This is a genomic window from Nakamurella flava (genome assembly GCF_005298075.1).
Taxonomy (GTDB): domain Bacteria; phylum Actinomycetota; class Actinomycetes; order Mycobacteriales; family Nakamurellaceae; genus Nakamurella; species Nakamurella flava.
In genome coordinates this window covers 385,263-409,967 of sequence record NZ_SZZH01000006.1, presented here as the reverse complement: position 1 = coordinate 409,967, position 24,705 = coordinate 385,263, and the positions used below count along the sequence as shown (strand labels likewise).

The 24,705-nt window shown below is 72.4% G+C and carries 25 protein-coding genes; 12 read left to right on the top strand and 13 right to left on the bottom strand.

Translation table 11 applies throughout. The annotated features are described in order from the left end of the window. Positions 1 to 60 precede the first annotated feature (60 nt). From FDO65_RS19845 to FDO65_RS19835, 3 genes are read left to right on the top strand one after another with little or no spacing between them, the layout of a single operon-like run. Entirely contained in the window at positions 61 to 2,223 is a 2,163-nt protein-coding gene (locus FDO65_RS19845; RefSeq protein WP_137451451.1) for a molybdopterin-containing oxidoreductase family protein, read from the top strand. Then, positions 2,220 to 2,531 (top strand): ferredoxin, encoded by a 312-nt coding sequence (fdxA, locus tag FDO65_RS19840; protein WP_137451450.1) that lies wholly within the window; start codon positions 2,220 to 2,222, stop codon positions 2,529 to 2,531. Before FDO65_RS19845 ends, fdxA begins: the two co-directional genes overlap by 4 nt. Further along, on the top strand, positions 2,528 to 3,553 hold the full coding sequence (locus tag FDO65_RS19835) for an NAD(P)/FAD-dependent oxidoreductase (protein WP_137451449.1): 1,026 nt from the start codon (positions 2,528 to 2,530) through the stop codon (positions 3,551 to 3,553). The genes fdxA and FDO65_RS19835 overlap by 4 nt, the downstream gene beginning before the upstream one ends. Here FDO65_RS19835 and FDO65_RS19830 read toward each other — a convergent pair. Together FDO65_RS19830 and FDO65_RS19825 are read right to left on the bottom strand one after the other, a co-directional pair. Next, entirely contained in the window at positions 3,487 to 4,470 is a 984-nt protein-coding gene (locus FDO65_RS19830; protein WP_137451448.1) for an AraC-like ligand-binding domain-containing protein, read from the bottom strand. The two genes, FDO65_RS19835 and FDO65_RS19830, sit on opposite strands and share 67 nt — an antisense overlap. A gap of 50 nt (positions 4,471 to 4,520) precedes the next feature. Next, complete coding sequence (locus FDO65_RS19825) at positions 4,521 to 4,970, bottom strand: CBS domain-containing protein (protein ID WP_166442309.1); 450 nt, start codon at positions 4,968 to 4,970, stop codon at positions 4,521 to 4,523. A gap of 148 nt (positions 4,971 to 5,118) precedes the next feature. Here FDO65_RS19825 and FDO65_RS19820 point away from each other — a divergent pair, with 148 nt between their 5' ends. Then, positions 5,119 to 5,748, top strand: a complete 630-nt coding sequence (locus tag FDO65_RS19820) for a class II aldolase/adducin family protein (protein ID WP_137451446.1) — start codon at positions 5,119 to 5,121, stop codon at positions 5,746 to 5,748. Between the two features lie 59 nt (positions 5,749 to 5,807). Here FDO65_RS19820 and FDO65_RS19815 read toward each other — a convergent pair whose 3' ends face one another. From FDO65_RS19815 to FDO65_RS19800, 4 genes are all read right to left on the bottom strand, one after another. After that, entirely contained in the window at positions 5,808 to 6,941 is a 1,134-nt protein-coding gene (locus tag FDO65_RS19815) for a 2-oxoacid:ferredoxin oxidoreductase subunit beta (RefSeq protein WP_137451445.1), read from the bottom strand. Further along, positions 6,941 to 8,980 carry a 2-oxoacid:acceptor oxidoreductase subunit alpha gene (locus tag FDO65_RS19810; RefSeq protein WP_137451444.1) on the bottom strand — a complete coding sequence of 680 codons (2,040 nt, stop codon included), beginning with the start codon at positions 8,978 to 8,980 and terminating at the stop codon, positions 6,941 to 6,943. The genes FDO65_RS19815 and FDO65_RS19810 overlap by 1 nt, the downstream gene beginning before the upstream one ends. A gap of 34 nt (positions 8,981 to 9,014) precedes the next feature. Then, positions 9,015 to 9,626 carry a hypothetical protein gene (locus tag FDO65_RS19805; RefSeq protein WP_137451443.1) on the bottom strand — a complete coding sequence of 204 codons (612 nt, stop codon included), beginning with the start codon at positions 9,624 to 9,626 and terminating at the stop codon, positions 9,015 to 9,017. Between the two features lie 77 nt (positions 9,627 to 9,703). Beyond that, positions 9,704 to 10,567, bottom strand: a complete 864-nt coding sequence (locus FDO65_RS19800) for an ANTAR domain-containing response regulator (RefSeq protein WP_137451442.1) — start codon at positions 10,565 to 10,567, stop codon at positions 9,704 to 9,706. 174 nt (positions 10,568 to 10,741) lie between these two features. Between FDO65_RS19800 and FDO65_RS19795 the strand changes: the two genes are divergently transcribed. Further along, entirely contained in the window at positions 10,742 to 11,056 is a 315-nt protein-coding gene (locus FDO65_RS19795) for a hypothetical protein (RefSeq protein ID WP_137451441.1), read from the top strand. 21 nt (positions 11,057 to 11,077) lie between these two features. Here the strand turns inward: FDO65_RS19795 and FDO65_RS19790 are convergent, their stop codons facing one another. Further along, the gene (locus FDO65_RS19790; protein ID WP_205850184.1) at positions 11,078 to 12,517 is read right to left on the bottom strand and encodes a glycosyltransferase family 87 protein; all 1,440 of its coding nucleotides are present in this window, start codon (positions 12,515 to 12,517) and stop codon (positions 11,078 to 11,080) included. A gap of 375 nt (positions 12,518 to 12,892) precedes the next feature. On the opposite strand from FDO65_RS19790, the gene FDO65_RS22335 reads away from it, so the two are divergent. Then, positions 12,893 to 13,030 (top strand): hypothetical protein, encoded by a 138-nt coding sequence (locus FDO65_RS22335; RefSeq protein ID WP_166442307.1) that lies wholly within the window; start codon positions 12,893 to 12,895, stop codon positions 13,028 to 13,030. Positions 13,031 to 13,096: 66 nt separating this feature from the next. On the opposite strand, the gene FDO65_RS19785 is transcribed toward FDO65_RS22335, so the two are convergent. Further along, on the bottom strand, positions 13,097 to 13,501 hold the full coding sequence (locus tag FDO65_RS19785) for a DUF5318 family protein (protein WP_205850183.1): 405 nt from the start codon (positions 13,499 to 13,501) through the stop codon (positions 13,097 to 13,099). A 143-nt stretch (positions 13,502 to 13,644) separates the two neighbouring features. Continuing rightward, positions 13,645 to 14,670, bottom strand: a complete 1,026-nt coding sequence (locus FDO65_RS19780; protein ID WP_137451556.1) for an NAD(P)-dependent alcohol dehydrogenase — start codon at positions 14,668 to 14,670, stop codon at positions 13,645 to 13,647. Between the two features lie 298 nt (positions 14,671 to 14,968). Here FDO65_RS19780 and FDO65_RS19775 point away from each other — a divergent pair, with 298 nt between their 5' ends. Beyond that, positions 14,969 to 15,811, top strand: a complete 843-nt coding sequence (locus FDO65_RS19775; RefSeq protein WP_137451439.1) for a DUF1206 domain-containing protein — start codon at positions 14,969 to 14,971, stop codon at positions 15,809 to 15,811. Between the two features lie 3 nt (positions 15,812 to 15,814). On the opposite strand, the gene FDO65_RS19770 is transcribed toward FDO65_RS19775, so the two are convergent. Then, positions 15,815 to 17,380, bottom strand: coding sequence for a hypothetical protein (locus FDO65_RS19770; protein ID WP_137451438.1), 1,566 nt, complete (start codon positions 17,378 to 17,380; stop codon positions 15,815 to 15,817). Between the two features lie 361 nt (positions 17,381 to 17,741). Between FDO65_RS19770 and FDO65_RS19765 the strand changes: the two genes are divergently transcribed. Both FDO65_RS19765 and FDO65_RS19760 read left to right on the top strand, forming a co-directional pair. Then, complete coding sequence (locus FDO65_RS19765; RefSeq protein WP_137451437.1) at positions 17,742 to 18,818, top strand: DUF3885 domain-containing protein; 1,077 nt, start codon at positions 17,742 to 17,744, stop codon at positions 18,816 to 18,818. A 23-nt stretch (positions 18,819 to 18,841) separates the two neighbouring features. Further along, positions 18,842 to 19,243 carry an AQJ64_40280 family protein gene (locus FDO65_RS19760; RefSeq protein ID WP_137451436.1) on the top strand — a complete coding sequence of 134 codons (402 nt, stop codon included), beginning with the start codon at positions 18,842 to 18,844 and terminating at the stop codon, positions 19,241 to 19,243. A gap of 3 nt (positions 19,244 to 19,246) precedes the next feature. On the opposite strand, the gene FDO65_RS19755 is transcribed toward FDO65_RS19760, so the two are convergent. Next, positions 19,247 to 20,656, bottom strand: coding sequence for an aminotransferase-like domain-containing protein (locus tag FDO65_RS19755; protein WP_137451435.1), 1,410 nt, complete (start codon positions 20,654 to 20,656; stop codon positions 19,247 to 19,249). Here FDO65_RS19755 and FDO65_RS19750 point away from each other — a divergent pair. Beyond that, the gene (locus tag FDO65_RS19750) at positions 20,655 to 21,587 is read left to right on the top strand and encodes a DMT family transporter (protein ID WP_137451434.1); all 933 of its coding nucleotides are present in this window, start codon (positions 20,655 to 20,657) and stop codon (positions 21,585 to 21,587) included. The genes FDO65_RS19755 and FDO65_RS19750 overlap by 2 nt on opposite strands. 2 nt (positions 21,588 to 21,589) lie before the next feature. Here the strand turns inward: FDO65_RS19750 and FDO65_RS19745 are convergent, their stop codons facing one another. Next, positions 21,590 to 21,808 carry a hypothetical protein gene (locus FDO65_RS19745; protein ID WP_137451433.1) on the bottom strand — a complete coding sequence of 73 codons (219 nt, stop codon included), beginning with the start codon at positions 21,806 to 21,808 and terminating at the stop codon, positions 21,590 to 21,592. A gap of 198 nt (positions 21,809 to 22,006) precedes the next feature. Between FDO65_RS19745 and FDO65_RS19740 the strand changes: the two genes are divergently transcribed. Together FDO65_RS19740 and FDO65_RS19735 are read left to right on the top strand one after the other, a co-directional pair. Next, complete coding sequence (locus FDO65_RS19740; protein ID WP_137451432.1) at positions 22,007 to 23,083, top strand: hypothetical protein; 1,077 nt, start codon at positions 22,007 to 22,009, stop codon at positions 23,081 to 23,083. A gap of 71 nt (positions 23,084 to 23,154) precedes the next feature. After that, entirely contained in the window at positions 23,155 to 23,862 is a 708-nt protein-coding gene (locus FDO65_RS19735; RefSeq protein WP_137451555.1) for a GntR family transcriptional regulator, read from the top strand. A gap of 41 nt (positions 23,863 to 23,903) precedes the next feature. On the opposite strand, the gene FDO65_RS19730 is transcribed toward FDO65_RS19735, so the two are convergent. After that, a complete protein-coding gene (locus tag FDO65_RS19730) occupies positions 23,904 to 24,677 on the bottom strand; it encodes an aspartate/glutamate racemase family protein (RefSeq protein WP_137451431.1) in 774 nt (257 codons plus the stop codon). Positions 24,678 to 24,705: the final 28 nt, after the last annotated feature.

The following is a 24,705-nucleotide window of genomic DNA, read 5'->3' as shown; positions in this document are numbered from 1 at the left end:
CGATCCCGCACGCTGCGCAGGTAGGTCTTCGTTCCTGCCCGCCGCCAACCGGGAGCTCCCATGACCACCACCCTGCCCGACCCCACCACCCAGCGACCGGACGCCACCACGGTCGTCCGCGGCGCCTGCCCCCATGACTGCCCCGACACCTGCGCCATGTTGGTGACCGTCACCGACGGCCGGGCCACCGCGGTCGCCGGCGACCCCGACCACCCGTACACCAACGGTGGTCTGTGCGTGAAGGTCAACAACTACCTCGACCGCGTCTACGACCCCGAGCGGGTGCTGTACCCGCTGCGCCGCACCGGCCCCAAGGGCAGCGGCCAGTTCGAGCGCATCAGCTGGCCCGAGGCCATCGACGAGGTCGCCACCCGCCTGCGCGGCGTGGTCGACGAATTCGGACCGGAAGCGGTGATGCCGGTCAGCTACCTGGGGACCCAGGGCATTCTGAACGGGCTGAACGTCGGCGACCCGTTCTTCGCCAAGCTCGGCGCCACCGTCGCCGAACGGACCTACTGCGACTCCGGCTCGTGCACCGCCTACGCGATGACCATCGGCGACACCGCCGGCGTCGACCCGGAGAGCATGGTGCACTCGCGCTTCATCCTCATCTGGGCCTGCAACATCATGAGCACCAACCTGCACCTGTGGCCGATCATCGCCGAGGCCCGCAAGCGCGGGGCCAAGGTCGTCGTCGTCGACCCGGTGCGCACCCGGACCGCCGCGGCCGCCGACCAGCACATCGCCATCCGGCCCGGCACCGACGGCGCCCTCGCGCTGGCCATGGCCCACGTGATCATCGCCGAGGGACTCACCGACGACGACTACGTCGCCCAGTACACGGTCGGCTTCCCCGAGTTCGCCGAACGCGTGCAGCAGTACACGCCCGAGTGGGCCGCCGAGGAGACCGGGGTCGACGCCGAGGTCATCCGCACCCTGGCCCGCGAGTACGCGAGCACCCAGCCGTCGGTGATCCGGATCGGTGTCGCCGTGGAACGGCACGCCGGCGGCGGGCAGGCCGTCCGGGCGCTGTCCTGCCTGCCCGGCCTGGTCGGCGCGTGGCGGCGGCCGGGGGGCGGCATCCTGCAGCTGCCGCTGTGGGCGTTCCCCGTCAACTGGGGCGCGTTCATGCACCCCGAGATGCTGACCCCGGGCACCCGGGTGATGAACCAGTACCGCCTGGGCGCCGCCCTCGCCGGTGAGCTACCCGCGGGACCGCCGCTCAAGGCGCTGTTCGTCTACAACTCGAACCCGGTCGTCGTCTGCCCCGACCAGGACCGGCTCGTCGCCGGACTGCAGCGCGAGGACCTGTTCACCGTGGTCAGCGAGCAGTTCCTCACCGACACCACCGACTACGCCGACATCGTCCTGCCCGCGACCACGCAGCTGGAGCAGGACGACATCATGTTCTCCTGGGGGCACCTGTACGTGACGTACAACCACCGCTCCATCGACCCACTGGGCGAAGCCGTCCCCAACACCGAGCTGTTCCGTCGGCTCGCCGCGGCGATGGGCTTCGACGACCCGGTCTTCCGGCGCACCGACGCAGAGATGATCGCCGAGGCGTTCGACTGGACCCACCCGCACATGCAGGGCATCACCCTGGAACTGCTGCAGGAGAAAGGCTGGATGCGTCTGTCGGTCCCGCCGTCGGAGGAGTACGCGCCCCACGCCCAGGGCAATTTCCCCACCGCCTCCGGCAAGGTCGAATTCGTGGCCTCGGCCGCGGCCGGCGGGAATTTCGTCGTGCCCCTCTTCCGGCAGGGTTCCAACGACTTCCAACCGGGCCAGCCGATCGACCCGCTGCCGCACTACATCCCGCCACGGGAGAGCCACGAGGCCGACCCGGAACTCGCCGCCCGGTACCCGCTCAACCTGCTCACCCCGAAATCCCACGCCTACCTCAACTCGAGTTTCGCGAGCCACGAGTTCCACCGTCAGGTGCAAAAGCCCGCGACCCTGATCGTGCACCCGCAGGACGCGGCCGCCCGCGGCATCACCGACGGCGCGACGGTGCAGGTGTTCAACGACCGGGGCCGGTTCACGCTGGTGGCCAAACTCGACAAGACGCTGCTCCCCGGCGTTGTCGTCACCGCGATGGGCGAATGGCGCAAGCACTCCAAGGCCGGCGCGACTCTCGCCGCCGTCAACCCGACGGCGTTCGCCGACCTCGGCAACGCCCCCACGTTCTCGGACACGCTGGTCGAGGTGGAAATCGCATGAGCTACGTCATCGGTGACGCGTGCATCGACATCATGGACCGGTCGTGCATGGAGGAATGCCCGGTCGCCTGCATCTACATCGGTGACCGCATGGCCTACATCCACCCCGACGAATGCGTCGACTGCGGCAAGTGCATGCCCGCCTGCCCCAGTGAGGCCATCAACTGGGAGTACAAGATGCCGCCCGACCAGGCCCCGTTCACCGCGGCCGCGGCGGAATTCGTCGCCGAGCACGGCCTGGGCGGTGGTTCCGACGAACAGCCCATCGGCGTGGACCACCCCATCGTCGACGAACGGCGGCCCCGATGACCGAGGACGCCGACCTGGTCGCCGATCTCGTGATCGTCGGGACCGGGCCGGTCGGCCTGTACGCCATCTACTACGCGGGTTTCCGCGGCCTGTCGGTGGTGGCCATCGACGCCCTGCCCGAGCCGGGTGGGCAGATGACCGCGCTGTACCCGGAGAAACCGGTGTACGACATCGCCGGCTTCCCCCAGGTGCGGGCCCAGGACCTCGTCGACAACCTCGTCCGGCAGGCCGAGCAGGCCCGGCCGACGTACCTGCTCGGGCACCGGGCCGTCGAACTGAACCAGGACGACGACGGGGTCACCGTCCGCACCGATCGCGGCGCGACGGTCCGGGCGGCCGGACTACTCATCACCGGCGGCATGGGCGGCTTCGTCCCGCGCCCCCTGCCGGTCGGCAACGAGTACGTCGGCCGCGGGGTCCGGCACGCCGTGCCCCGCCCGGCCGAACTCGCCGGGCAGGACGTGCTGGTCGTCGGCGGTGGGGACTCGGCCGTCGACTGGGCGCTGTGCCTGGAACCGCTGGCCGCGAGCGTCACCCTGGTGCACCGGCGGCCCACGTTCCGGGCCCACGCGGCCAGCGTCGACCAGCTGCACGCCTCGTCGGTCCGCGTCCTCACGCCGTACGAGCTGACCGCCGTCCACGGGGAGGACTCCGTCACCGGCGTGGACCTGCTCGGACCGGACGGCGTGCGCACGCTGCCGGTGACGGAGATCGTCGGGGCCATCGGATTCCAGGCCGACCTGTCCGCACTGGCCGGCTGGGGCCTCGGGCTGGCCCGCCGGCACATCCCGGTCGACCGGTCGATGCAGACGTGCCGTCCCCGGGTGTTCGCCGCCGGCGACATCGCCGACCACCCCGGCAAGGTGCGGCTGATCTCAGTGGGCTTCGGGGAGGCCGCGACCGCGGTCAACCATCTCGCGCCGCTGGCCCGACCCGACCTGTCCGTGGTGCCCGGTCACTCCAGTGATCTGGGGGCCGACGGTTCCGCCGCCCCGGAACCGGTGGCCGCCGCCCGCCGCTGAGAGGGCGTCATCCCGAAGCGGGCCCGGAAGATGCGGCAGAAGTGGGCGTGGTCGGGCAACCCGTGACGGGCCGCCACCGCCCCGATGCTGACGTCACCGGGCTCGCCGAGAGCCCGCCAGCAACGCTGCAGCCGCTGCTCGCGCACGTACTCGACGACCGACGTCCCGGAGCCGCGGAAGAGGCGGTGCAGGTAGCTCGTCGAGATCGCACAGGCGGCTGCGATCTGCGACGGGGCGAGGTCGGGGTCGGCCAGATGCCGGGCGACGTATGCCCTCGCCCGGTCCAGGTGCAGGTGCGTCGTCGATTCCTGCTGCTGGACAGGCACACTGCGGACCAGCGCGACCAGCAGGTCCCCGACGCTCTGCGTCATCGCCTCGGCGGCCGGCCCCACCAGCGCCTCGCCGTCGAGGCGATGCAACGCGGACAGGAACGGCGGCACCATCGCAGCCACCCCGTACCGCCCGTCGAACCGGATCGCCGTCACCCGCGTCATCTCCGCGCGGGTGAGCGGCAGCAATCGCGTCGGGAACAGGCAGACCGAGTAGGCGAACGGACCCGATGTCTCGAACACGAAGGGGCGGCTGCTGTCGTAGACGACGAGGTCACCCGGCCCGATGACCGCCTCGCGCCCGTCCTGCACCACCAGGGTCGTGCCCTGTCGGGCCACCGCGATCTGCAGGTAGTCCTCGTCGGCGCGACGGACCAGGCTCGACGTGCGGTGGAACCGGTGCGGGCCGCCCTCGATGCGGCGGATCAGGGTGTCGCCGACCGTGGTGGCATGCACCCGGGCCCGGGACATCCGGGACTCCAGCGGATCGACGGCGAGCGGGACGAACTGATCGCAGACGGTGCTCCGCCAGAACTCCAGACGGTCCGCGTCGGCCACCGTCGCGGTGTCGATCGTGCTGATGGCCATCAGGACATGATCGGGCACGTTCATGACGGGGGCATCACATGTTCCGCAGTTCAGCGGGCGGTGGTGCTCCGCTCGATGGCCCGGGCCCGTACGTCGTCGTCGGTGCAGAACCCGGTCCGGCTGCGCTTGAGGCAGAGCAGCCCGACCAGCCGTCCGCCGTCGACCACGGCGAGCCGGCGACGGTGGCTTCCCAGCAGCACCCTCGCCTCGTCGAGCGGCAGAGCCGGGTCGACGACCCGCCCGGTCGTACTGCCGAAGCCGCGGACCGGCAGCGGCCCGGCCGACGGATCGAGATCAGTCAGGTCGCCGCGCTCCACCACCGAGAGCAGCCGGTCGCCGTCCACCACCAGCAGGGCGTGCACGTGGCCGCCGGCGAAGAGCTGGCGCGCCTGCGCGACCGTCGTCCAGGGGCCACACCGCTTGGGCGACCGGAGCATGGCCTGCCCCACGGTGCGCGTGGCCACGGCGGGGCCGGCCAGCGGATGACAGCTGGTCGTCATGGCAGCACTCCCCTTCCGGTCCGGCGGTGTCCCATGGGACCACGGACGGGGGTCCCGGCGCTTGGCCCTGCGGTCCCGGTGATTGTCCCAGCGGCGCATCGGGGGCTTCCCGCGGTCGCCGGCGGGCCGGTCTGGTAGACCCGGGGGCATGCTGCTCGAATCGCAACGCCGCGAGATCATCGACTACTGCCTGAAGATGGCCGCCGAGGACCTGACCGTCGGCACCTCGGGGAACATCAGCGTCCGGGTCGGCGACCTGGTCGCCATCACCCCGTCCGGCGTCGACTACGACGTCCTGACCCCCGAGTTGATCAGCGTCATCGACCTGGACGGCACCGTCGTCGAGGGCGAGCGCAAGCCGTCCACCGAGGTGCCGATGCATCTGCTGGTCTACCGGGAGACCGACGCGACGGCCGTCATCCACACCCACCCGGTCTACGCGACCGTGGTCTCCACCCTGGTCGACGAGACCCCCTGCATCCACTACATGCTCGCGCTGCACGGCGGCCCGGTGCGGGTCGCGCCCTACGCGCCGTTCGGCAGCGACGAGCTGGCCGAACACGTCCGTACCGCCATGGTCGACCGGCACGCCGTCCTCATGCAGAACCACGGCGCCACCACCTGGGGCGACTCCCTGCACAGCGCCTTCTCCCGCTCGCTGTACCTGGAATGGGTGTGCCGGGTCTGGGTCACGGCCCGCCAGATCGGCGACCCGCGCATCCTGTCGTCCGACGAGATGGGCGTCGTGATGGGCAAGCTCGGCTCGTACGGCAAGTAGCCCGGGCCGCACCGAGTCGGTAAAGAATGCCGCTACCAGGTACCTGGTAACGGCATTCTTTACCGACCTGACCCGACCTGACCCGACCCGACGGTCCAGGTGTCCCGCCCGGCCAGCAGCGCCGACAGGTCGCCCTGTCCACGGCGGGCGATGGCCGTGTCGATCTGCGCGGTCATCGCCGCCTCGTAGGTCGGGCGCTTGACGTCGCGGAAGATGCCGATGGGCGTCTGATCCAGGGTCTCCGGGTCGGACAGCCGGGAGATCGCGAACGCGGTCGACGGGTCGGGGTCGTGGGCGTCGTGCACCAGCAGGGCGTCCACCCCGACCTGGTCGACGTCGACGACCTCGAGCCGGCCGGCGTGATCGCGCCGGACGCCGCGGTGCCCGCCGATGCCGAACCGGATCGGCTGCCCGTGCTCCAGGCGGATGGTGACCTCGTCCTTGCTGGTCGAGTCCTTGAGCGGGTCGAAGGCGCCGTCGTTGAAGATGTTGCAGTTCTGGTAGATCTCCACCAGCGACGTCCCCGGGTGGGACGCGGCGGCCTGCAGCATCGACGTCAGGTGCGTGCGGTCGGAGTCGATGGTGCGGGCCACGAACGACGCCTCCGCGCCCAACGCCAGCGACACCGGGTTGAACGGGGTGTCCACCGAGCCGAGCGGCGTCGACTTGGTGAGCTTGCCGATCTCGGACGTCGGCGAGTACTGGCCCTTGGTCAGCCCGTAGATCCGGTTGTTGAACAGCAGGATCTTGAGGTTCACGTTGCGGCGCAGCGCGTGGATCAGGTGGTTGCCACCGATCGACAACGCGTCGCCGTCGCCGGAGACCACCCACACCGACAGGTCGGACCGGGAGGTGGCCAGTCCGGTGGCGATGGCCGGCGCGCGCCCGTGGATCGAGTGCATACCGAACGTGTTGACGTAGTACGGGAAGCGGGCGGCACAGCCGATGCCGGAGATGAAGACGATGTTCTCCCGCTTGACCCCGAGCTGCGGCAGGAAGTTCTGCACCGCGGCCAGGATCGCGTAGTCCCCGCAGCCCGGGCACCAGCGCACCTCCTGGTCGGACTTGAACTCCTTGGCGCTCTGCGGGCCGTCGGCCTTCGGCAGGTGCCGCAGGGCCGGGGCGTCCAGCAGCACCGGGCCGGCGCCGCGGGCGGGGCGGGCCGGACGGGTGGGGGTGCTCGGCTCGGTCATCAGGCGTCCTCTCCGGTGATCTCGATGGTGGGGACGACCGGGCCGGCGACCGGCCCGTAACGACCGGCCGAACCGACATCGGTCCGGGTGAAGGTGCCCTCCGCGACGGACCGGACGGCCGCCTCCAGGTCGGCGACCCGGAACGGCAGGCCCCGGACCTGGTTCACCGCGATCGCGTCGACCAGGTACAGACCCCGCAACAGCAGGGCCAGCTGGCCGAGGTTCATCTCCGGCACGATCACCTTGCGGTAGGACCGCAGCACCTCGACGGTGTTGGCCGGCATCGGGTTGAGATGCCGCAGGTGGGCCTGGGCGACCGGCAGACCGGCGGCCCGCAGGTTGCGCACGGCGCCGGTGATCGGCCCGAACGTCGACCCCCAGCCCAGCACCAGGATGTCCGCATCCCCCGAAGGGTCATCGACCTGCAGGTCCGGGACGTCGATCCCGGCGACCTTGGCCGCGCGCGTCCGCACCATGAAGTCGTGGTTGGCCGGGTCGTAGGAGATGTCGCCCGTGCCGTCCTTCTTCTCGATGCCGCCGATGCGGTGCTCCAGACCGGCGGTGCCGGGGATCGCCCACGGGCGGGCCAGGGTCTCCGGGTCGCGCAGGTAGGGCAGGAACAGCGGCCGGTCCTCGGTGCCGCCGTTGGGTTCGGTGGCGAACGGAACCCGCAGGTCGGGCAGGGTCTGCACGTCGGGGATCCGCCACGGCTCGGACCCGTTGGCCAGGTAGCCGTCGGACAGCAGGAACACCGGGGTCCGGTAGGTCAGCGCGATCCGCGCGGCCTCCAGGGCGGCGGCGAAGCAGTCGGACGCCGACTGCGCGGCGACCACCGGGACCGGGGCCTCCCCGTTGCGGCCGAACAGCACCTGCAGCAGGTCGGCCTGCTCGGTCTTGGTCGGCAGACCGGTCGACGGGCCACCCCGCTGCACGTCGACGACGATCAACGGCAGCTCCAGGGCGACGGCCAGACCGATGGTCTCGGCCTTCAGGGCCACCCCGGGACCGGACGTGGTGGTCACCCCCAGCGAGCCGCCGTAGGACGCCCCGAGCGCGGCGGCCACCCCGGCGATCTCGTCCTCGGCCTGGAAGGTGCGGACACCGAAATGCTTCAGGTTGGACAGCTCGTGCAGGATGTCCGACGCCGGGGTGATCGGGTACGACCCCAGGAACAGCGGCAGGCCGGCGCGCTCGGCCGCCGCGACCAGCCCGAACGCCAGCGCCTGGTTGCCGCGGATGGTGCGGTAACGCCCGGCCGGCAGGGCCGCCGGCTTGACCTCGTAGTGGACGGCGAAGCCCTCGGTGGTCTCGCCGAACGACCAACCGGCCTCCAGGGCGACCAGGTTGGCCTTGAGGATGTCCGGCTTCTTGGCGAACTTGGTCTCCAGGAACCGCCGGGTCCCCTCCAGCGGCCGGTGGTACAGCCAGGACAGCAGGCCCAGCGCGAACATGTTCTTGGCCCGCTCGGCGTCCTTGCGGGACAGATCGAGCCGGCTGATGGCGTCGACCGTCATCGTCGTCAGCGCGACGGCGTGCACCTGGTAGTCGGCCAAGCTGCCGTCCTCGAGCGGGCTGACGGTGTAGCCGACCTTGGCCAGGTTGCGCTTGGTGAACTCGTCGGTGTCGACGATGACGGTCCCGCCCTTGGGCAGGTCACCGAGGTTGGCCTTGAGCGCGGCCGGGTTCATCGCCACCAGCACCGTCGGCGCGTCCCCGGGGGTCACCACCGAGTGGTCGGCGAAGTGCAGCTGGAACGCCGACACCCCGGGCAGGGTCCCCGCAGGGGCGCGGATCTCGGCCGGGAAGTCCGGCAACGTCGACAGGCTGTTGCCGAACGCCGCGGTCTCGACGGTGAACCGGTCACCGGTCAGCTGCATCCCGTCACCGGAGTCACCGGCGAACCGGATGACCACCTGGGTCAGGGTTTCGACGCGCTTGGCGCTCGACGTCGCGGAATTCGACGTGGGGGAGTTCGACACTGACGACACGGGGGTCCATTCTGCCCGGTCGGTCGGGCGGGCCGGACCAGTACCGGGCATCCCGGTTTCGCGCCGCGATCGTCGGCGTCGGCGGTCAGGGGCCGGGGAAAGACTGACCTGGCCGGACGCGCCGGTCGATCGCCGACGGGACGGCCCGTCCGGCTCCGGCGGGCGAGCGGGTCGACGCCCGGCTCGGCACCGGCCCCCACTGGTCGATGGGCGGCAGCAACATCAGGGGCACGACGGCGGGGTCCACCGACCGTCCCGGCAGGCAGTCGTGCTCAGCCGACGCGGTGAGCGCCGGGGCGCGCGCCAGGATCGCCGGGATGACCCACGGATCGGTGTGCTGAACGGTCAGTTCCAGGGCCCGGACCCACCGGTGGACGGCGCACGCCCCGCACACCGCGCGCCCGTCCGGGCACCCGGGGACGCGGACGTCGACCGACTCGCCCGGCACGTGGACCAGCACCTCGCCCGTCCCCAACCGGACACAGCCCACGGTCAGCGCGGAGACCGCCGGCGCGGTCAGCCCCACCGCGGTGAGCGCGACCAGCGCCTGGTCGCGGCGGACGATCCAACCGGACGACGAGCCCTGGACGGGCAGCGGTGCGGGGGGCCGGGCCAGTTGCACGTGGTCGGCCGACACCCGACGCATCAGGGGGCGGATGCGGCGGGTCGTAGGGTGGGTCCCGTCCGTCGTGGTCATGGTCGTCCTTTCCTTCCGTCGGGACCTGCGGTCCCCGTCGCCCGTCGATGGCACCGGTCGCGGCGCCGGCGTGGTGCTCAGGAACTCCGCGTGGGGGTGGGCTGGTCGAGCAGGGCCGGGCGGGTACGCCGGTCCGTCGGCGGGACCACCGCGAAGGCGGCCGGGGTGGGTGACGGTGCGGCGACCTGGTCCGCCGCGAACCGGTCCAGGGTCGCGGCGGCCACGGCGGCCATCGGGGTGCGCCGGTCCATGGCGGTGCGCTGCAGCCACCGGAAGGCCTGCGGTTCGCTCATCCCCCGATGGGTCATCAGCAGGCCCTTCGCCCGTTCGACCAGCTCGCGGTCCCGCAGCCGGACGGTGATGTCCTGCACCTGGTCGCGCAGCGCCTCCAGGGTGGCCGACCGCGCCAGCGCCACTTCGACCGCGGGAAGCACCGCAGCCGGACGCAACGGCTTGACGACGCACCCGAGCGCCCCCGAGGTGGCGATCCGCTCCCGGGACGGGGCGCGCTCACCGATCATCAGGACCACCGGGGCGGCCTGCCGACGGTGCAGCTCGGCGGCGGCGCCCAGGCCGTCCGTCGTCGGCCCGACGCTCCCGGCGGCGTCCCGCAGTCCGGCGTCGACCATCACCAGGTCCGGGCGGAGCTCGGCGGCCCACCGCAGCGCGTCCCGGCTCCGCCCGACGGTCCGCAGCACCGTGCCGCCGCGCGCGCCGAGCATGGCCGCGATCGTCACGCCGGTCTGCGGATCCTGGTCGACGACGAGGATCCGGGGCGCGGACGGCGCCCGGGTCTCGGGCTCCCTCGTCGGCGCCGGTGCCCGTCCGGTCACCGGCAGGTCGACCGGGCCGCCGTCGCGGGCCCGTCGTACCCGCCGCCGCTGGGCCGGAGCACAGGCACCCCCCGGTGCCCGGCTCACCGCCGTCGTCATTTCGGTCATCGACACATCAACTCCCCCGGTCTTGACGTCATCGTGCGGGAGCGATATGGCCGGGGTGTTTCACCCAGATCACTGCGGGGACCGATGCATCAGCCCGGTCGGTGCGTCCCCGTCGACGGCCGGAAGGGCATGCTGGACCCGGACGGGATCCGGCCCACGGACGAGGGAGTACTGGTGAGCGCGCACGGTTCGGACAACAGCAGCGAGAACATCGGCGAGGGCTCCGGCGAGCAGTGGCGCGCCCAGGGCATCTCGCAGTGGGCCCGGCACGGCCTGGAGGAGATGGCCGAACGCGGCCAGATGGATCGCGCCGAACAGGGGCTGCCCGACGACACCTGGGTCGGGCTGCTCAGCGACGTCCAGCAGGCCGTCGCCGAGTCCGGGGATCAGCCGGTCGGGCGGGCGGCGGACGACGCCGAGCACTACGGCAGCGGCGCGGGCAGCTCCCTGCCGATCGACCGGTCGCAGGAGTCCGGCAAGGTCGTCTGATCGGTTCTCGGCGGCACGCCGTCACGAGGTGGGGACGGACTCCCCCGGCCCCGGTGCGGTGTCGACCGGCTCCGGGGCGGCCGTCCTCCGCCGGGCCCACAAGGCCGGCAGCGACGGCAGGGTGAACCGGTCAGGGGTGTTCTCGATCGGCCCGCCGGTCGGGTCGTCGTCGCCGGCCATCCGGATCGGGTCCCGCTCCGGGCGCAGCACGTCCCGGACGACGAGCACGACCAGGGTGATGACGAGGGCGTCCCGGACGAGCGCGGCGCCGATGAACGGGTAGATCGACAGTCCCTTGTTGGACACCCCGGCGAAGGACAGCATCAGCAGCACCCAGACGATGGCCTCGCTGGCCTGCCAGAACAGCAGCGGCCGCCAGCGCGGGACGGCCAGCACGGCCAGCGGCAGCAGCCACAGCGAGTACTGCGGCGACCAGACCTTGTTGGTCAGCAGGAACGCGGCCACCACGAGGAACGCCAGTTGGGCGAACCGGGGTCGCCGTCGCGCGGACAGCGCGAACCAGCCGATGGCCGCGCAGGCGACGAGGAACAGCACGAGCGAGACGGCGTTCAGGAACGACGGCGAGTCGGTGCCCGGGGCCTTGTCCCACAGGGTGGTCCCGGTGAGCGTGGTGGTGATGAAGTACCAGGAGTCGTATTCGGCCGGGCGTTCGGAGTTCAGCCGGATGAACTCGTACCACCCCTGCGGGTAGAGCAGCATGATCGGCAGGTTGACCACGAGCCAGGCGATCGCCGCCGCCCCCGCGGCCCGCGCCCATTCGGGCATCCGGCCGGACCGCAGGCACAGCACCAGCAGGGGCCCGAGCAGCAGCGCGGGGTAGAGCTTGGCCGCCGTCCCGAGCCCGATCAGGGCTCCGGCCAGCACGGGTTTGCCCCGGGCCCAGGCCAGCATCGCGCCGGCGGTGAAGCCGATGGACAGCAGGTCCCAGTTGGTGAAGGCGTGCACGACGAGCAACGGGGACAGGCACATGATGGCCGTGTCCCACACCCGTCTTCGGGCCATCCGGGCGGTGCAGGCCACCGCGACGAGATAGACGAACCCGAGCAGGATCGCGCCGATCGTGAAGTAGCTGGCGACGTTCAACGGCACCGGGAGGACACCGGTGGCCTGCGCGAACGAGTCGTACCCGCGTCCGATGCCGGCGACGGCCCACATCCAGAAGCCGGTGACGACCGGGTACTCCATGTACCGGACCTGGCCGTTGTCCTCCCAGGACGTGGCGTAGGGCAGGTCACCGGTGTTGAGCTTGTGGCTGCCGTACAGCGGGACGGCGTCGGTGTAGCAGGCGGTGATCCAGGGCCGTTGGCCGCCCTGGTCGAGGGTGACCCCGCCGTTGCCGTCCGGCTTCTGCTGGATGCAGGCCGCCTTGAACAGCCATCCACAGATGAGGACGGCGATGGCCATGATCAGGCAGACGCGCAGGGGCGTGAAGAGGGTCATCCGGCCGACCACCGCGTGGCGGCCCATCGGTCCGCCGACGGCTTCGCTGGCCCGGGCGACCGTCGGGTCGGTCCAGGTGGGGACGACCCGGTCGGACGGTGACAGTGAGGTCGACCGACCCGTGGTCCCCGACTGGTCCGCCGGGTCGCCCGTTGCCGACCGATCCGGCGATGGGTCCGACGTCAGGGGTGATGGCCCCGGATCCGGTATGGCCCGCTCCGGCGGCTCTACGGTCACCCGGGCGATGCTACCGAGGCGGGTCGCCCGTCCCGGGAAGGCGACACGTCCCGTCAGCGCACGGTGACCGTCACGCAGAGTGGACACCCGATTTCGCCGGACCGGGCATCCTCGGCGGGTGTCGTGCGTCCAGCAGACATGACCATGCTGCTGGAACTGGCCGACACCACCGAGACGACCGCCGACACCCTGGCCTTCACCCGCTCCGCCGGCCTCGACGCCGATCGGTGCACGGACGCGAGCTGCGTCTACTGCTGCGGACCCGAGACCGACTGATCGAACCGGCGGCCCGGCGGCGGGTCTGCGGCGCAACTTGGCGACCCGGGCGGCGGGTCTGCGGCGCTATTTGGCGGCCCGGCGGCGGGTCCGCGGCGCGGCCTGGGCGCCCTTGTGGCCCATCACGAACGAGGCCACCAGGTGGTTCCACGTGCAGGTGCGGCAGACCTCGGTCTGGTAGACGTCGAACTCCCCGAACGTCTGCGCCATCGTCTCGAGTTCGCGTGGCAGGCGGGCGGAGCCGGCCATGTGCTTGATCTCGTCCCCGTAGACCCAGAACACGTGGATGAGCGATTCCTTGCGGCAGACCGGGCAGTCGGTGTCGGTGGGCACCCCGTGGAACTTGGCCGCGCGCAGCAGGTACGGCGACGCGTCGCACACCTCGCCGACCCCGGTCCGACCCGAGCGGACCTCCGCGAGCAGCGCCCGGCGCTGCAACGCATAGTCCACGAGTCCCCGCTGGGTCCGCACCCGGTCAGCGTACGCGGGCTGTTCCGGCCCCGTCGGGTGGTGTCGCAGCGCCCGCCGATCACGCCGCGCGACCATCACCCCGGCCGCCCCCGGATCGGGGGCGGCCGGCGTCGAACGACGTCGTCAGGCGGCGGAAAGCACCGTCAGGGGACGAGGATGGCGCGCCCGCGGACCTTGCCGTTGTCCAGATCGGTGATGGCGGACTGGAAGTCGTCCAGGGCGTACTTCTGGGTGTGCAGGGTGACGGCGCCCTGGGCGGCCAGCGCCATCAGGTCCTGCAGGTCGTTGTAGGAACCGACCAGGTTGCCGATGAAGTTGATCTCGGTGGAGATGATGTCGATGGTCGGCACGTCGATGTTCTCCCCGTACCCGACCACGTAGTAGTCGCCGGCCCGGCGCAGCATCCGCACGCCCTCGGCGGTGGCGCCGCCCTCGCCGACGAAGTCGATGATCGCCTCGGCGCCGTTGCCGCCGGTGAGCTCGAGGACCTGGTCGACCTGGGTGCCGTCGCCGACGACGGCGTGGTGGGCGCCGATGCTCTGGGCCAGCTTCGCCGCGTCCGGGTTGCGGTCGACGACGATGATCTCGGCCGGGCTCAGCGACCGCAGGACCTGGATGCCGATGTGGCCGAGCCCGCCGGCGCCGATGACGACGACCTTGTCCCGGGGGGTCAGCTTCTTCGCCGCCTTCGCGGCCGCGTGGTACGCGGTAAGGCCGGCGTCCGCCAGGGCAGCGACGTCCGACGGCTCCAGTGAGTCGTCGATCTTCACCGTGGAGCGGGCTGAGGTCAGCAGATACTCGGCGTAGCCGCCGTTGGTGTCGATCCCCGGGAACGCACTGTTGACGCAGTGCACGTCGTCGCCGGAACGGCACGCCCGGCAGAGCCCACAGGTGATGAGCGGGTGGAGGATGACCTTGTCGCCCTCCTTGACGTTGGTGACGGCGCTGCCGACGGCCTCGACCCAGCCGGCGTTCTCGTGGCCGATGGTGTACGGCAGCGGGACGTGGGTCTTGGGCTCCCACTGCCCTTCGAGGATGTGCAGGTCGGTCCGGCAGACACCAGCACCACCGACCTTCACCAGGACGTCCCACGGTCCCTTGACCTCGGGCTTTTCGATCTCGGTCATCTGCAGGTCCTGGTGATAGCCGACGACCTGGACTGCACGCATGTCGGTCACTGCACAACTCCTTTGATGGGCAGCCGCGCGGGCCTTTCGTGATCGCCCGCCGATGACCGCGGCGGTCACCGTTGCCGCCACCGTAGGGAGCGGGATGCCGTGCCACCACGCGAGTCTCACGGAGTGACAATCCCGGTGGGCGGGTCGGCACGGGGAGCGGAACCCGCAGCGGGAACCGATTCAGCAGGTTTGCGCGTCCGGCGGCGGGGAACGGTGTGCCCATGATGCGCACCGTGGCGCGCTGCGCGCCGACGACGAATGCTTCGTCTCCGCTCGCGGAGCAGTCCCGATGACGGCCGCGGGAACGGCGCGTCGAGCCGGAGCCGACGCCGCCGGGTCGCGACCACTGCGCATTCTCATCACCGTCGGTCTCGTCGCCTACGGGCTGGTCCATCTGCTGGTCGGCTGGCTCGCCCTGCAGATCGCCTTCGGGGCCGGCGGTTCCGGCGAGGCCGACCAACAGGGCGCGCTGGCCACCCTCGCCGGTCAGCCGTTCGGCGCCGTGCTGCTGTGGGTGACGGCGGTCGGCCTGTTCGCGCTCGTGGTGTGGCAGGGCCTGGAGGCGGCGATCGGCCACCGCAACGTCGACGACGAGAAGAAGCGGCTGGGCCGCCGGGTCGGGTCCGCCGGCCGCGCGGTCGTCTACGCCGGGCTGGGCTGGGCTGCGGTAAAGACCGTGACGGGAGCCGGCTCGTCCGGCGGTGACCAGAAGCAGGAGGGGCTGACCGCGCAACTGCTGGGCATGGGGTTCGGGCGCTTCCTGGTGGGCGCCGTCGGCATCGCCGTCCTGGTGGTGGCCGGCCGGCAGATCTGGAAGGGCGCGAGGAAGAAGTTCACCCGCGACCTGGCCGGTGGGGCCGCGCACTGGGTGGTCCGGCTGGGCCAGGTCGGGTACATCGCCAAGGGCGCCGCGCTGGCCGTCGTCGGCGGCCTGTTCGTCTGGGCCGCCGTCACCTACGACCCGGCCAAGGCCGGGGGGATGGATGACGCCCTGCGCACGGTGCACGACGCGCCGTTCGGGGCCGTGCTGCTGGCCGTCCTGGCGCTCGGCGTGATCGCCTTCGGCGGGTACTGCTTCGTCTGGGCGCGGCACCCCCGGGTGACGGCGGACGAGGGATCGGCCGACCGCTGACCGTCAGCCGGTGAGGTTCACCGGCTGGTCCGGTTGCCCGGGCGTGGCCAGCGTCGCCGAGATGGGCCCGGCCGAGTTCCCGTCCCACCGGCCGTAGTCCATGGTGAGGGTCTGACCGCCGCCCAGGTCCGGGTAGGTGATGGTGAGGGTGCCGTCCGAGGTGGCGTCGGTGCGTTCGACGGCCAACGCCACCTGCTGCGCGGCGGCCGCGTCGGTGCCCACGGAGACCGACGCCGTGCCCGCGGCAGGGTCACTGCCGACCGTCACCGGCGTGTTCGGGGCCAGCGCGTCCAGGCCGGCCGCGAACGAGTAGGACACGGCCCCGTTCTCACCACTGGCCGAGAGGGTCGGCGCCCCGTCACCGGTGGACTGCCAGGTGAACCGGTCCGCGCCCGGATCGATGATCATCGTGCTCTGCTGACCAGGTGCCATCTTCACGTCGCTGGCCTGCCGCACGTAGCCGGACCCGAGCACTGCGATGTCCACGTCGTCGGCCTGCGGCCCGTCACCGGCCTGCAGGGAGACGACGAAGCGACCGCTGGTGCCCACGGAGACCCAGGTGGAATCGGAGTCGCTGAGCGATTCCAGCTTCTGGAGGTCGACCGGCGGCTCGCCGTCCGGGGCGGTGATCTCGACGTCGACCGGCAGGTCATGGGAGCGATCCGTGACCATGACCAGGGTGCGGCCGCTCTGCTCCTCGCACACCGGGCATTGCTGGGGGCCGGTCACCGCACTGACGGGTGTCAGGACCATCCGGTTCGTCGGGCTGCCGACGTAGGGCTTCGGGTCGGTCGCCGGGTTGGCGGCGGTTGCGTACTGCCAGGTGTCGGCGGCCGGATCGGCGAGCACGACGCGCTCGACCCCCGGGAAGTTGTTGTCGTAGACCCGGATCTCGACGGTGCCGTCGGGCCGGGTGGCCAACGCGGTCGGGGTGATGGCGTGGCCGCCCGTATCGTCCGCCGCGGAGATGCCGAGGATGTAGCCCTCGCCCCGGGCCCAGCCCTGGGTGAGGGTGTCGATGACCTCCTTCACCGTCTGACCCGTCTCCGTGGACTGCACGTTCGGAGTCATCTGGGTGGTGAAGTAGCGCGCGACGGCCTGCTGGACGGCCGCCGTGTCGGAGAGCTGGGCCACGGTCGCGGCCCCGTAGGTCGCGGGGTCGACGGTGCCCTGGTGCATGAGCGAGGCGAGGGCCGCCATGCCGAAGCAGTGGCCGTCGCCCATCGTCCCGTTGGCGAAGTTCATGAACGCCTTGGCCACGGCGGTCAGCGAACAGGTGCCGCCGTCGGTGCGGGCGCAGACCTCGTCTCCGAACAGGCTCTGCATCGTGGCCGCGTCGAGGTTGGCCGGCGACTTCTCGTTGCCGTAGTTGGCGAACGAGAAACCGTTGGCGGCGACCCGGAACCCGCTGTCGGCTGTGACCTGCGCGTCGCTGCTGACGGTCTCGGCCCCGCTGGCTCCGGCCGTGACCGTCTCGACGGTCGTCGACGATCCACACCCGGAGACGGCGACCGTCACGAGCGCCAGGCCGGCCAGGGCGGGGCGAAGACCGCGGGACGGGAACGGCATCGGCACTCCTGACGGGCGATCACGGGTCCGCCCGGCGGCCCGGCGGACGTTCTGGTTCGGACGGTAGCCAGACCCGCCGACGGCGCCTGCAGCCCCGAACGGGCCGGCCGGGCCGGGGTCTGATGACGGTCGGCGAGCGCCGGTCGGGGCCGGCGGACCGGCGATGCACCGGACGGGGTGAGCGACCGGTCCGGACGGTGGCCGGGTGGGCGTGCACGTCGACCCAGCGCGAGGGGTCATGCGTCCGCACCGATCCGTGCTCAACCCCCCGATCGGATGGCGCATCCGGTCCCGGGGACGGCGGCGCCGGGCGGAGGAGTAGGCATCGGGTGACCGCGACCGCCGGAAGGGACCGCCGCCGATGACCGATGACGCCGAGTCGTCCAGCCCGTTCTCCGTCGTGGTAGCCGCGGACGGGGCATCGAGCCGACGACCGACCGGCGAGCAGGCTCGCGCGGACCTGCGCCGGGGTGTGGAGTCGGCGGTCACGGTGCTGGTGTGGGGCGGTTCGCTCCACGAGACCTACCCGGGGCCTGTCGATCCCCCGCCGCTGGCCGTCGTGGGCGACCCGGCGGCCATCGCCCGGCTGGCGGCCGCGCTCACCTCGACGGCGGCCTCGGCCGACGATGCCGGCCCGGGCCGGCTCTCCGATGTCGTTCTGGAACTGCGGGACGGCGCCGACGAGTGGCTCCGGTGGGTCACGATCGCCGGCGGCCGGGTCGGTGACAACCGCTCCGGCACCGGCTGGCCGGTCGATGCGGACGTGGTGGCCGCCGCGCTCGCCCACGCCGGGGTGCCGGATGGGTACCTCCCCCGCGATCCCGACCCGCGCCGCCCGCCCGCACCGGATCGGGCGCCGCAGGGTGCGGCGTTGACGCGTATGTGGATGGACCGGCTGCCGGGAAGTCGCCCGGTGAGCCACGAGCTGCGGACGGCGCTGGCCGACCGGTGGGTGCGTTTCCATTCGCTGCCGGAGAGCCGGCGGTACGCCGCCGACGAAGCCGACCACCGGGAGATCGTCCGCCGGCACCGGGCGGTCCTGGCCGAGCTCGCCGGCCTTTCCGGAACGGCCGAGCTGCTCCTGATCACGGCGGCCTGGAGCGGTGGCCTCGCGGTGCCGGATCGCCCGGCGCCGTTGACCGCGCTCACCCCGCAGTCGTGGCTCTGGGACAGCATCGTCACCGAAGTCGACGAGGGCGAACCGCGCTGCCTGCACCTGTGGGTCGAGACGACGGACCGGGACGATCCACGGCTGGATCCGATCCTGCGCATGGTCGCCGACGAGGTGATCGTCGGGGTCATTCTGGCCGACCCGGAGCTGCGCTGGTTGTTCGCCCCCTACGACGGCGGGGTGGACGTCATCGCCGCCGACCCGGCCGAGCGGGACCGGTTGGCCGCCCGGTTCGGTGACTGGCTGCCGGCCGAGGGCCGGTTGTGACCGCGCCCGATGCCGGCCGCGGGATGCCCGCGCCCCCTGACCGTGCGGCGATCGGCTGGGTCGACGCCCGCCGGCGGCAGCCCCGGGACGGTCAGCTGGTGCTGGCCGCCATCACCGGTCGCTACCCGCCGGAGCCAGGTCGGTCACCATCGCCGGACGACGACTTCTGGCTGGTCCTGCCGATGCACTTCTGCGCCGTGCACGTCATCGAGCCGGGCGATCCGGTGCTCCACGACTGCTATCTCGATGCCGACCGGGTGGTCCGCTTCCCCGCCGGCTCGGGGCACGGCGGCGAGGAGGTCACGCACTGGGCGACCCTGCCCGGTCTGCCGGGCCGGACGGAGAGCCAGATCGTCGGGGCGGCGGTCGGTCCCGCGTTGGCGGCTGCCGTCGACCCGACCGGACCGGACGCCCCGTCGGGCTGACGGTCAGGCCTGCCGGTCGACCGCCCCCTGCAGCACCCGGGCGGCGTCGTCGAACCGGTCCGGGTCCGGCCCGGCGAAACTGGCCCGGACGTAGCTGCCGGTCGGCTCGGCCGGGAACCATTCGTCGCCGGCGGCGATCTGCACGCCGTCCGCGGCGCAGTCGCGGACGAGCCGGTCGACGGCGACGCCGTCGGGGACGCGGATCCACAGGTGCAGGCCCCCGACGGGTGTCCGGTCGACGAGCGCGGCCGGGGTGTGGCGGGACAGGCTGTGCAGCAACAGGTCCCGCCGATCACGCAGCGTCCGGCGCAGGTTGCGCCGGTGGGTGGTCCAGGCCGGTTGGCGGACGACGTCCAGGGCGGCGGTCTGGAGCACCGCGCTGACGTACATCGCCTCGGCGGCGTGGTCGGCCAGCAGCCGCTCGAACGCCGGGCCCCGGGCGATCACGGCGCCGACCCGGATGGCCGGCGAGACGCTCTTGGTCAGCGACCGCAGATAGACGACGTGTCCCGCGTCGTCCTGGGCGGCCAGCGGTCGGGGGTCGGCGTCGATGCCGAAGTCGTGGGCCCAGTCGTCCTCGATCAAGAACCCGGACCGGCGGCGGACGACATCGAGGACGGCGTCGCCCGTCTCGGCCGACCAGCGGGTGCCGGTCGGGTTGGCGAAGGACGGCTGCGCGTAGAAGGCGCGGGCGCCGGTCTCGGCGAAGGCCCGGTCGACGGCATCGGGGTCGGGTCCGTCCGGTCCGCTGGGGACCGGGACGACGTGGACGCCCACGTGGACCGCCGCGGTGAGCGCGCCCCAGTAGGTGGGCGATTCGACGAGCAACGGGCGGCCCGGGCCGACCAGGGCGCGGAACACCCCGCTCAGCCCGCTCTGACTGCCCGGCGTGACCAGGACCTGGCGGGCGGCCGGTGGCGCGATGCCCGCCGGCGTGCCGCCGGCGAGTTCGCCGGCGAACCAGGCCCGCAGTTCGGGTAGGCCCGCGGAGTCGGCCACCCGGGTGGCCGACGCGCTCCGGGCGGCTCGGGACAGGGCCGCGTGGACCAGCCGCTCGGGCAGCAGATCCGCGGTCGGGTACCCGGAGTGCAGGGCGAGCACATCGGTGGCGGTCGGCCGTAACGGGGCCGGGAGGGCGACGGGGCCCGGGGGGCGCGGCCCCAGCGCACCGGTCTGCCACTCGAGGTCGGGCGGCCGGGCGGTACCCCGCTGCCGCACGAAAGCACCGACGCCGGAGCGGGTCTCGACCAGGCCGGCGTCGACCAGGGCGCGGGTGGCGCGCTGCACCGTGACCGGTCCCACCCCGTGCTCGGCGGCCAGCGAGCGACTGGAGGGCAGCCGGGTGCCGGGCGGGACGGCGGCGACCCACTCGCGCAGCCATCGCACCAACCGGCCGGTGCTATCGTCATTCATGAACAGCAACGATAGCGCTACTGCAGTTCCGGCACTGCCGCTACCGACCCCCCACCGATCGGTCCGGTGGGCCGGCCCGGTCCTGGGCCTGCTCGGGGTGGCCGCGTTCTCCCTCACCGTCCCACTGACCCGGGTCGCCGTCGCCGGACTGTCCCCGCTGTTCATCGGCGCCGGTCGCGCCGCCGTGGCCGCGACGCTGGCCGCGGTCGTGCTGGCCGTGACCCGTCAGACCCGCCCGACCCCGCGGCAGTGGCGCCGGCTCGCGGTGGTGGCCGGCGGCATCGTCATCGGCTTCCCGTTCCTCACCTCGTTCGCCCTGAGCAGCGTGCCGGCCGCACACGGAGCGGTCGTCATCGCGCTGCTGCCGGCGGCGACCGCGGTGGCCGCGGTGTTGCGCGGCGGCGAACGGGTGTCGACCGCGTTCTGGTGGGCCGCCGGCGCGGGCGCCGTGGTCGCGGTCGCGTTCGCGTGGGTCCAGGGTGGCTCCGGCGGAGGTCTGCACTGGGCCGACCTGCTGCTCCTGGGCGCGGTGGTGGCCGCGGCCGTCGGCTACGCCGAGGGCGGGCTGCTGTCCCGGGAACTCGGTGCCTGGCAGACGGTGTCGTGGGCACTGATCGTGGCCGCCCCCATCACCGTTGCCCTGACAGCGATCTCGATCGGGCCCCAGCCCCCGTCGGCGACATCGGCCCAGTGGGCCGCTTTCGGCTACCTGGCGGTGATCAGCATGTACCTGGGGTTCTTCGCCTGGTACCGCGGTCTGGCGATCGGCCCGATGACCACGGTCAGCCAGGTCCAGCTCGTGCAACCGGTCCTGTCCATCGGCTGGGCCGTGCTGCTGCTCGGTGAGCCGCTGGGCTGGCCGACCGTGGTCGGCGGCGCGGCCGTGGTACTCGCGGCCGGGACGGCCGTACGGGTGCGGCTGCGCCGGTGAACTCAGCTGGTGCGGTTGTCCCGCTCGAGGTCGTCGGCGAACTCGTCGGTCTCCTCGGTCTGCGGCTCGGAGTTGGTCGCCTGCTCGCGGGCCACGTCATGGGTCTTGGCGTGACGGGCGTCGGGACCACCCTCCTCGCTGAAGGGCTCCCGGCTGTCCCCGGCGCTGTGGTCGGCGGTCTTGCCGGTCTTGTTCACGTCGTCCCGGTCGGACTTGCTCACGGTGTCTCCCTCGTCGTCGAAAACCTCGGCTGGACAATGACCCGGGTCACCGAACACGAAACATGGCCCACGACGGGGCACGTCACCGGACATGCAGACGGAACTGCCCGCAGACTGACCACAACGGCGGGCCCGCAGCGGCCCTGAGGGGGTCGAGATGCACGCACGCGCAGCACGAACCGGGTCCGGGCCGGGCGGGTGAGCCACTCCCACTGGGTGCGGCGACGCGACGCCGACCGCTACCTGCGGCTGACCCTGCTCGGATTCGGCGGATCGGTCCTGCTCACCCGCGCCTACCTGGCCCTGACCGGCTATCCCCAGGTCGGCGGCGAGACCCTGCACTTCTCGCACGCCCTGTGGGGCGGCCTGCTGCTGTTCGTCGGTGCGCTGCTGCCCCTGCTGATCGTCAACGAACGGGCCCTGACCTGGTCGGCCCTGCTGACCGGGGTCGGCGTCGGCCTGTTCATCGACGAGGTCGGCAAGCTCGTCACCGTCGACTACGACTACTTCTTCCAACCGGCAGCCCCCGTCATCTGGGCCGTCTTCCTGCTGACGGTCTGGCTGTACGTGCGGGTGCGGGGTCGCCGCCGGCCGAGCACGCGCACCCAGTTGCACGCCGCGCTGGAGCTGCTCGGCGACGCGGTCGACGGCCGGCTGGACGAGTCCGAGCAGGCCGAACTGTGCCGGCGCCTGACGTCGGCCCGGGACCAGCAGGACCGGACCGAGCTCATCCCGTTGGCCGGCGCGCTGGCCGATGCCGTCACGAAGGACGTCCTGCCGCCGGTCGATCCGCCCGGCCGGCTCCGACGTTTCGTCGAGCGGCTCGGCCGACGGACGGACCGGCTGCTGACCCAGGCCCGGCTGCGCCGTCTGCTTCTGGCGGCTTTCGTGGTCGTCGGCCTGCTGGCGCTGGCCGATCTGGTGGTCGTCGCGGTGGTCGCCGTCGACCTCGTCGACCGGTCGGTGAGCGACATCGTCCGGACGGCGAACGAGTTCACCGGTATCGAGATCGACGACCTGACCGGCGTGGTGTTCGTGGTCGTCCGGGCCGTGGCCGACGGTCTGGTCGGTGTCCTGCTGCTCATCGCGGCGGTCGCGCTCGCGCGGGGCCGGACCGACCGGGCGATCGGCCTGGCCCGCATCGGCCTGCTGCTCTCGCTGACGGTGGCCACCGGTCTGATCTTCTACCTCGACCAGTTCCTCGGAGCCGTGGTCGCGGCCGTCCAGTTGACGCTGCTGGCCGGGGTGGAACGGTTCGAGCGCCGACCGCACTGAACGGGCGCACCCGGCCGTGCAAGCGGGACGACCCGCGCTGGCGCAAGATGATCGACGTGTCACTGCGCCCCCTGCCCCCCGCCGAGCGGGCCGCCCAGACCGATCTGCTGCGCCAACTGCGGGGCGGGGTGGGACCGTCCTCCGAGCAGATCGTCGCGGAGCTGCGGCAGGTCATCCTGGCCGGGGGCGCCGTCCCCGGGACGGCCATCCCCGTCGACGACGTGGCGGCGCTGTTCTCGGTGAGCCGGATCCCGGTCCGCGAGGCACTCAAGACGCTCGTCGGGGAGGGGCTGGTCGACCACCGGCCCCGGGCCGGTTACACGATCACCTCGTTGACCCGGGCCGAGTTGGAGGAGCTGTACGTCGTCCGGCGGGTGCTGGAGAACGCGGCCCTCGGCGCGGCGGTCGCCCACGCCGGGGACGAGCACGACGCCGAGGTCCGGGCCGCGCTGGCCGATCTCGACGGAATGGCCGAGGACGGCCCGGGCTATCAGCAGGGCAGCCGACGGTTCCACACCGCGCTGGTCACCTCCTCGCAGATGCACCGACTGCTGGCGATGCTGGAGTCGGCGTGGAATCTCACCGAGCCGTTCCAGCTGATGCGGCACACGCCGCCGGAGACCCGGCGCAGCCTGCAGGACGACCACCGCGAGATGGCGGACGCCTTCGCCGCCCGGGACGCCGAACGGCTGCTGGCGGCGGCCGAGCGGCACTCCCGCACCCTGGAGGGCATCGTCGCCCACCTGCCGGCGACCGGTGGGCTGACCGTCGAGACCTGATGACCGGACGGGCCGCTCGTCGGCGGCCCGTCAGCGGGGGGTCAGGCCATCGCCGCCGCGGCGTGCGGGTCGTCGGCCAGCACGAACCCGGGGGCGGCCGTCGGCGGCCAGTTGACGATCCGCTTCGGACGGGGCGGGGCGTACGTGCGGCTCTTGGAGGTGGTGAGCCCGAGCCGGACGAGCGACTCGGCGATGGTCACCGCCGCGGCCACCCCGTCCACCACCGGCACCCCGGTGCGTTCGATGACCTGCTCGGTCAGACCGGCCATGCCGCCGCAGCCCAGGCAGATGACCTCGGCCCGGTCGTCGCGGACGGCCCGTTCGGCCTCGGTGACGATGGCCTCGACCGCCGCCGCCGGGTCGGATTCGAGATCGAGCACGGCCATGCCGCTGGCCCGCACCGAGGCGCACCGGGCGTCCAGGCCGGCGAGCTTGAGCCGGTCCTCGATGAGCGGCACCGTGCGGTCCAGCGTCGTGACGACGGAGTACTTGTGGCCGAGGAACATGGCCGTGCTGGCCGCGGCCTCGGTGATGTCGACGACCGGCACGGTCAGCAGTTCCTGCAGACCCTCCCGGCCGTGCTCGCCGTAGCCGGCCTGGATGACCGCGTCGAACGGCTCGGGGTAGGCCCGCACCGTCTCCATGACCGCGATGGCCGCGAGGTAGCTCTCGTAGTTGCCCTCCACGGATTCGGCGCCGAACAGCGGGGTGAGCGGGACGATCTCGGTGCCCGGGGACGCGGCGGCGGCCGCACTGAGTCCGATGGCGGCGGTCATGGACTCGGTGGTGTTGACGTTGACGACCAGGATGCGCACGGCGCGGTCTCCTTCGGGGGCGGGGTGG

Excerpts from the sequence above, each read along its gene's own strand:
- FDO65_RS19845 (WP_137451451.1), top strand. The coding sequence starts at position 61 with ATGACCACCACCCTGCCCGACCCCACCACCCAGCGACCGGACGCCACC.
- fdxA (WP_137451450.1), top strand. The coding sequence starts at position 2,220 with ATGAGCTACGTCATCGGTGACGCGTGCATCGACATCATGGACCGGTCG.
- FDO65_RS19835 (WP_137451449.1), top strand. The coding sequence starts at position 2,528 with ATGACCGAGGACGCCGACCTGGTCGCCGATCTCGTGATCGTCGGGACC.
- FDO65_RS19830 (WP_137451448.1), bottom strand. The coding sequence starts at position 4,470 with ATGGCCATCAGCACGATCGACACCGCGACGGTGGCCGACGCGGACCGT.
- FDO65_RS19825 (WP_166442309.1), bottom strand. The coding sequence starts at position 4,970 with ATGACGACCAGCTGTCATCCGCTGGCCGGCCCCGCCGTGGCCACGCGC.
- FDO65_RS19820 (WP_137451446.1), top strand. The coding sequence starts at position 5,119 with ATGCTGCTCGAATCGCAACGCCGCGAGATCATCGACTACTGCCTGAAG.
- FDO65_RS19815 (WP_137451445.1), bottom strand. The coding sequence starts at position 6,941 with ATGACCGAGCCGAGCACCCCCACCCGTCCGGCCCGCCCCGCCCGCGGC.
- FDO65_RS19810 (WP_137451444.1), bottom strand. The coding sequence starts at position 8,980 with ATGCCCGGTACTGGTCCGGCCCGCCCGACCGACCGGGCAGAATGGACC.
- FDO65_RS19805 (WP_137451443.1), bottom strand. The coding sequence starts at position 9,626 with ATGACCACGACGGACGGGACCCACCCTACGACCCGCCGCATCCGCCCC.
- FDO65_RS19800 (WP_137451442.1), bottom strand. The coding sequence starts at position 10,567 with ATGACCGAAATGACGACGGCGGTGAGCCGGGCACCGGGGGGTGCCTGT.
- FDO65_RS19790 (WP_205850184.1), bottom strand. The coding sequence starts at position 12,517 with ATGACCCTCTTCACGCCCCTGCGCGTCTGCCTGATCATGGCCATCGCC.
- FDO65_RS22335 (WP_166442307.1), top strand. The coding sequence starts at position 12,893 with ATGACCATGCTGCTGGAACTGGCCGACACCACCGAGACGACCGCCGAC.
- FDO65_RS19780 (WP_137451556.1), bottom strand. The coding sequence starts at position 14,670 with ATGCGTGCAGTCCAGGTCGTCGGCTATCACCAGGACCTGCAGATGACC.
- FDO65_RS19775 (WP_137451439.1), top strand. The coding sequence starts at position 14,969 with ATGACGGCCGCGGGAACGGCGCGTCGAGCCGGAGCCGACGCCGCCGGG.
- FDO65_RS19770 (WP_137451438.1), bottom strand. The coding sequence starts at position 17,380 with ATGCCGTTCCCGTCCCGCGGTCTTCGCCCCGCCCTGGCCGGCCTGGCG.
- FDO65_RS19765 (WP_137451437.1), top strand. The coding sequence starts at position 17,742 with ATGACCGATGACGCCGAGTCGTCCAGCCCGTTCTCCGTCGTGGTAGCC.
- FDO65_RS19760 (WP_137451436.1), top strand. The coding sequence starts at position 18,842 with ATGCCCGCGCCCCCTGACCGTGCGGCGATCGGCTGGGTCGACGCCCGC.
- FDO65_RS19750 (WP_137451434.1), top strand. The coding sequence starts at position 20,655 with ATGAACAGCAACGATAGCGCTACTGCAGTTCCGGCACTGCCGCTACCG.
- FDO65_RS19755 (WP_137451435.1), bottom strand. The coding sequence starts at position 20,656 with ATGAATGACGATAGCACCGGCCGGTTGGTGCGATGGCTGCGCGAGTGG.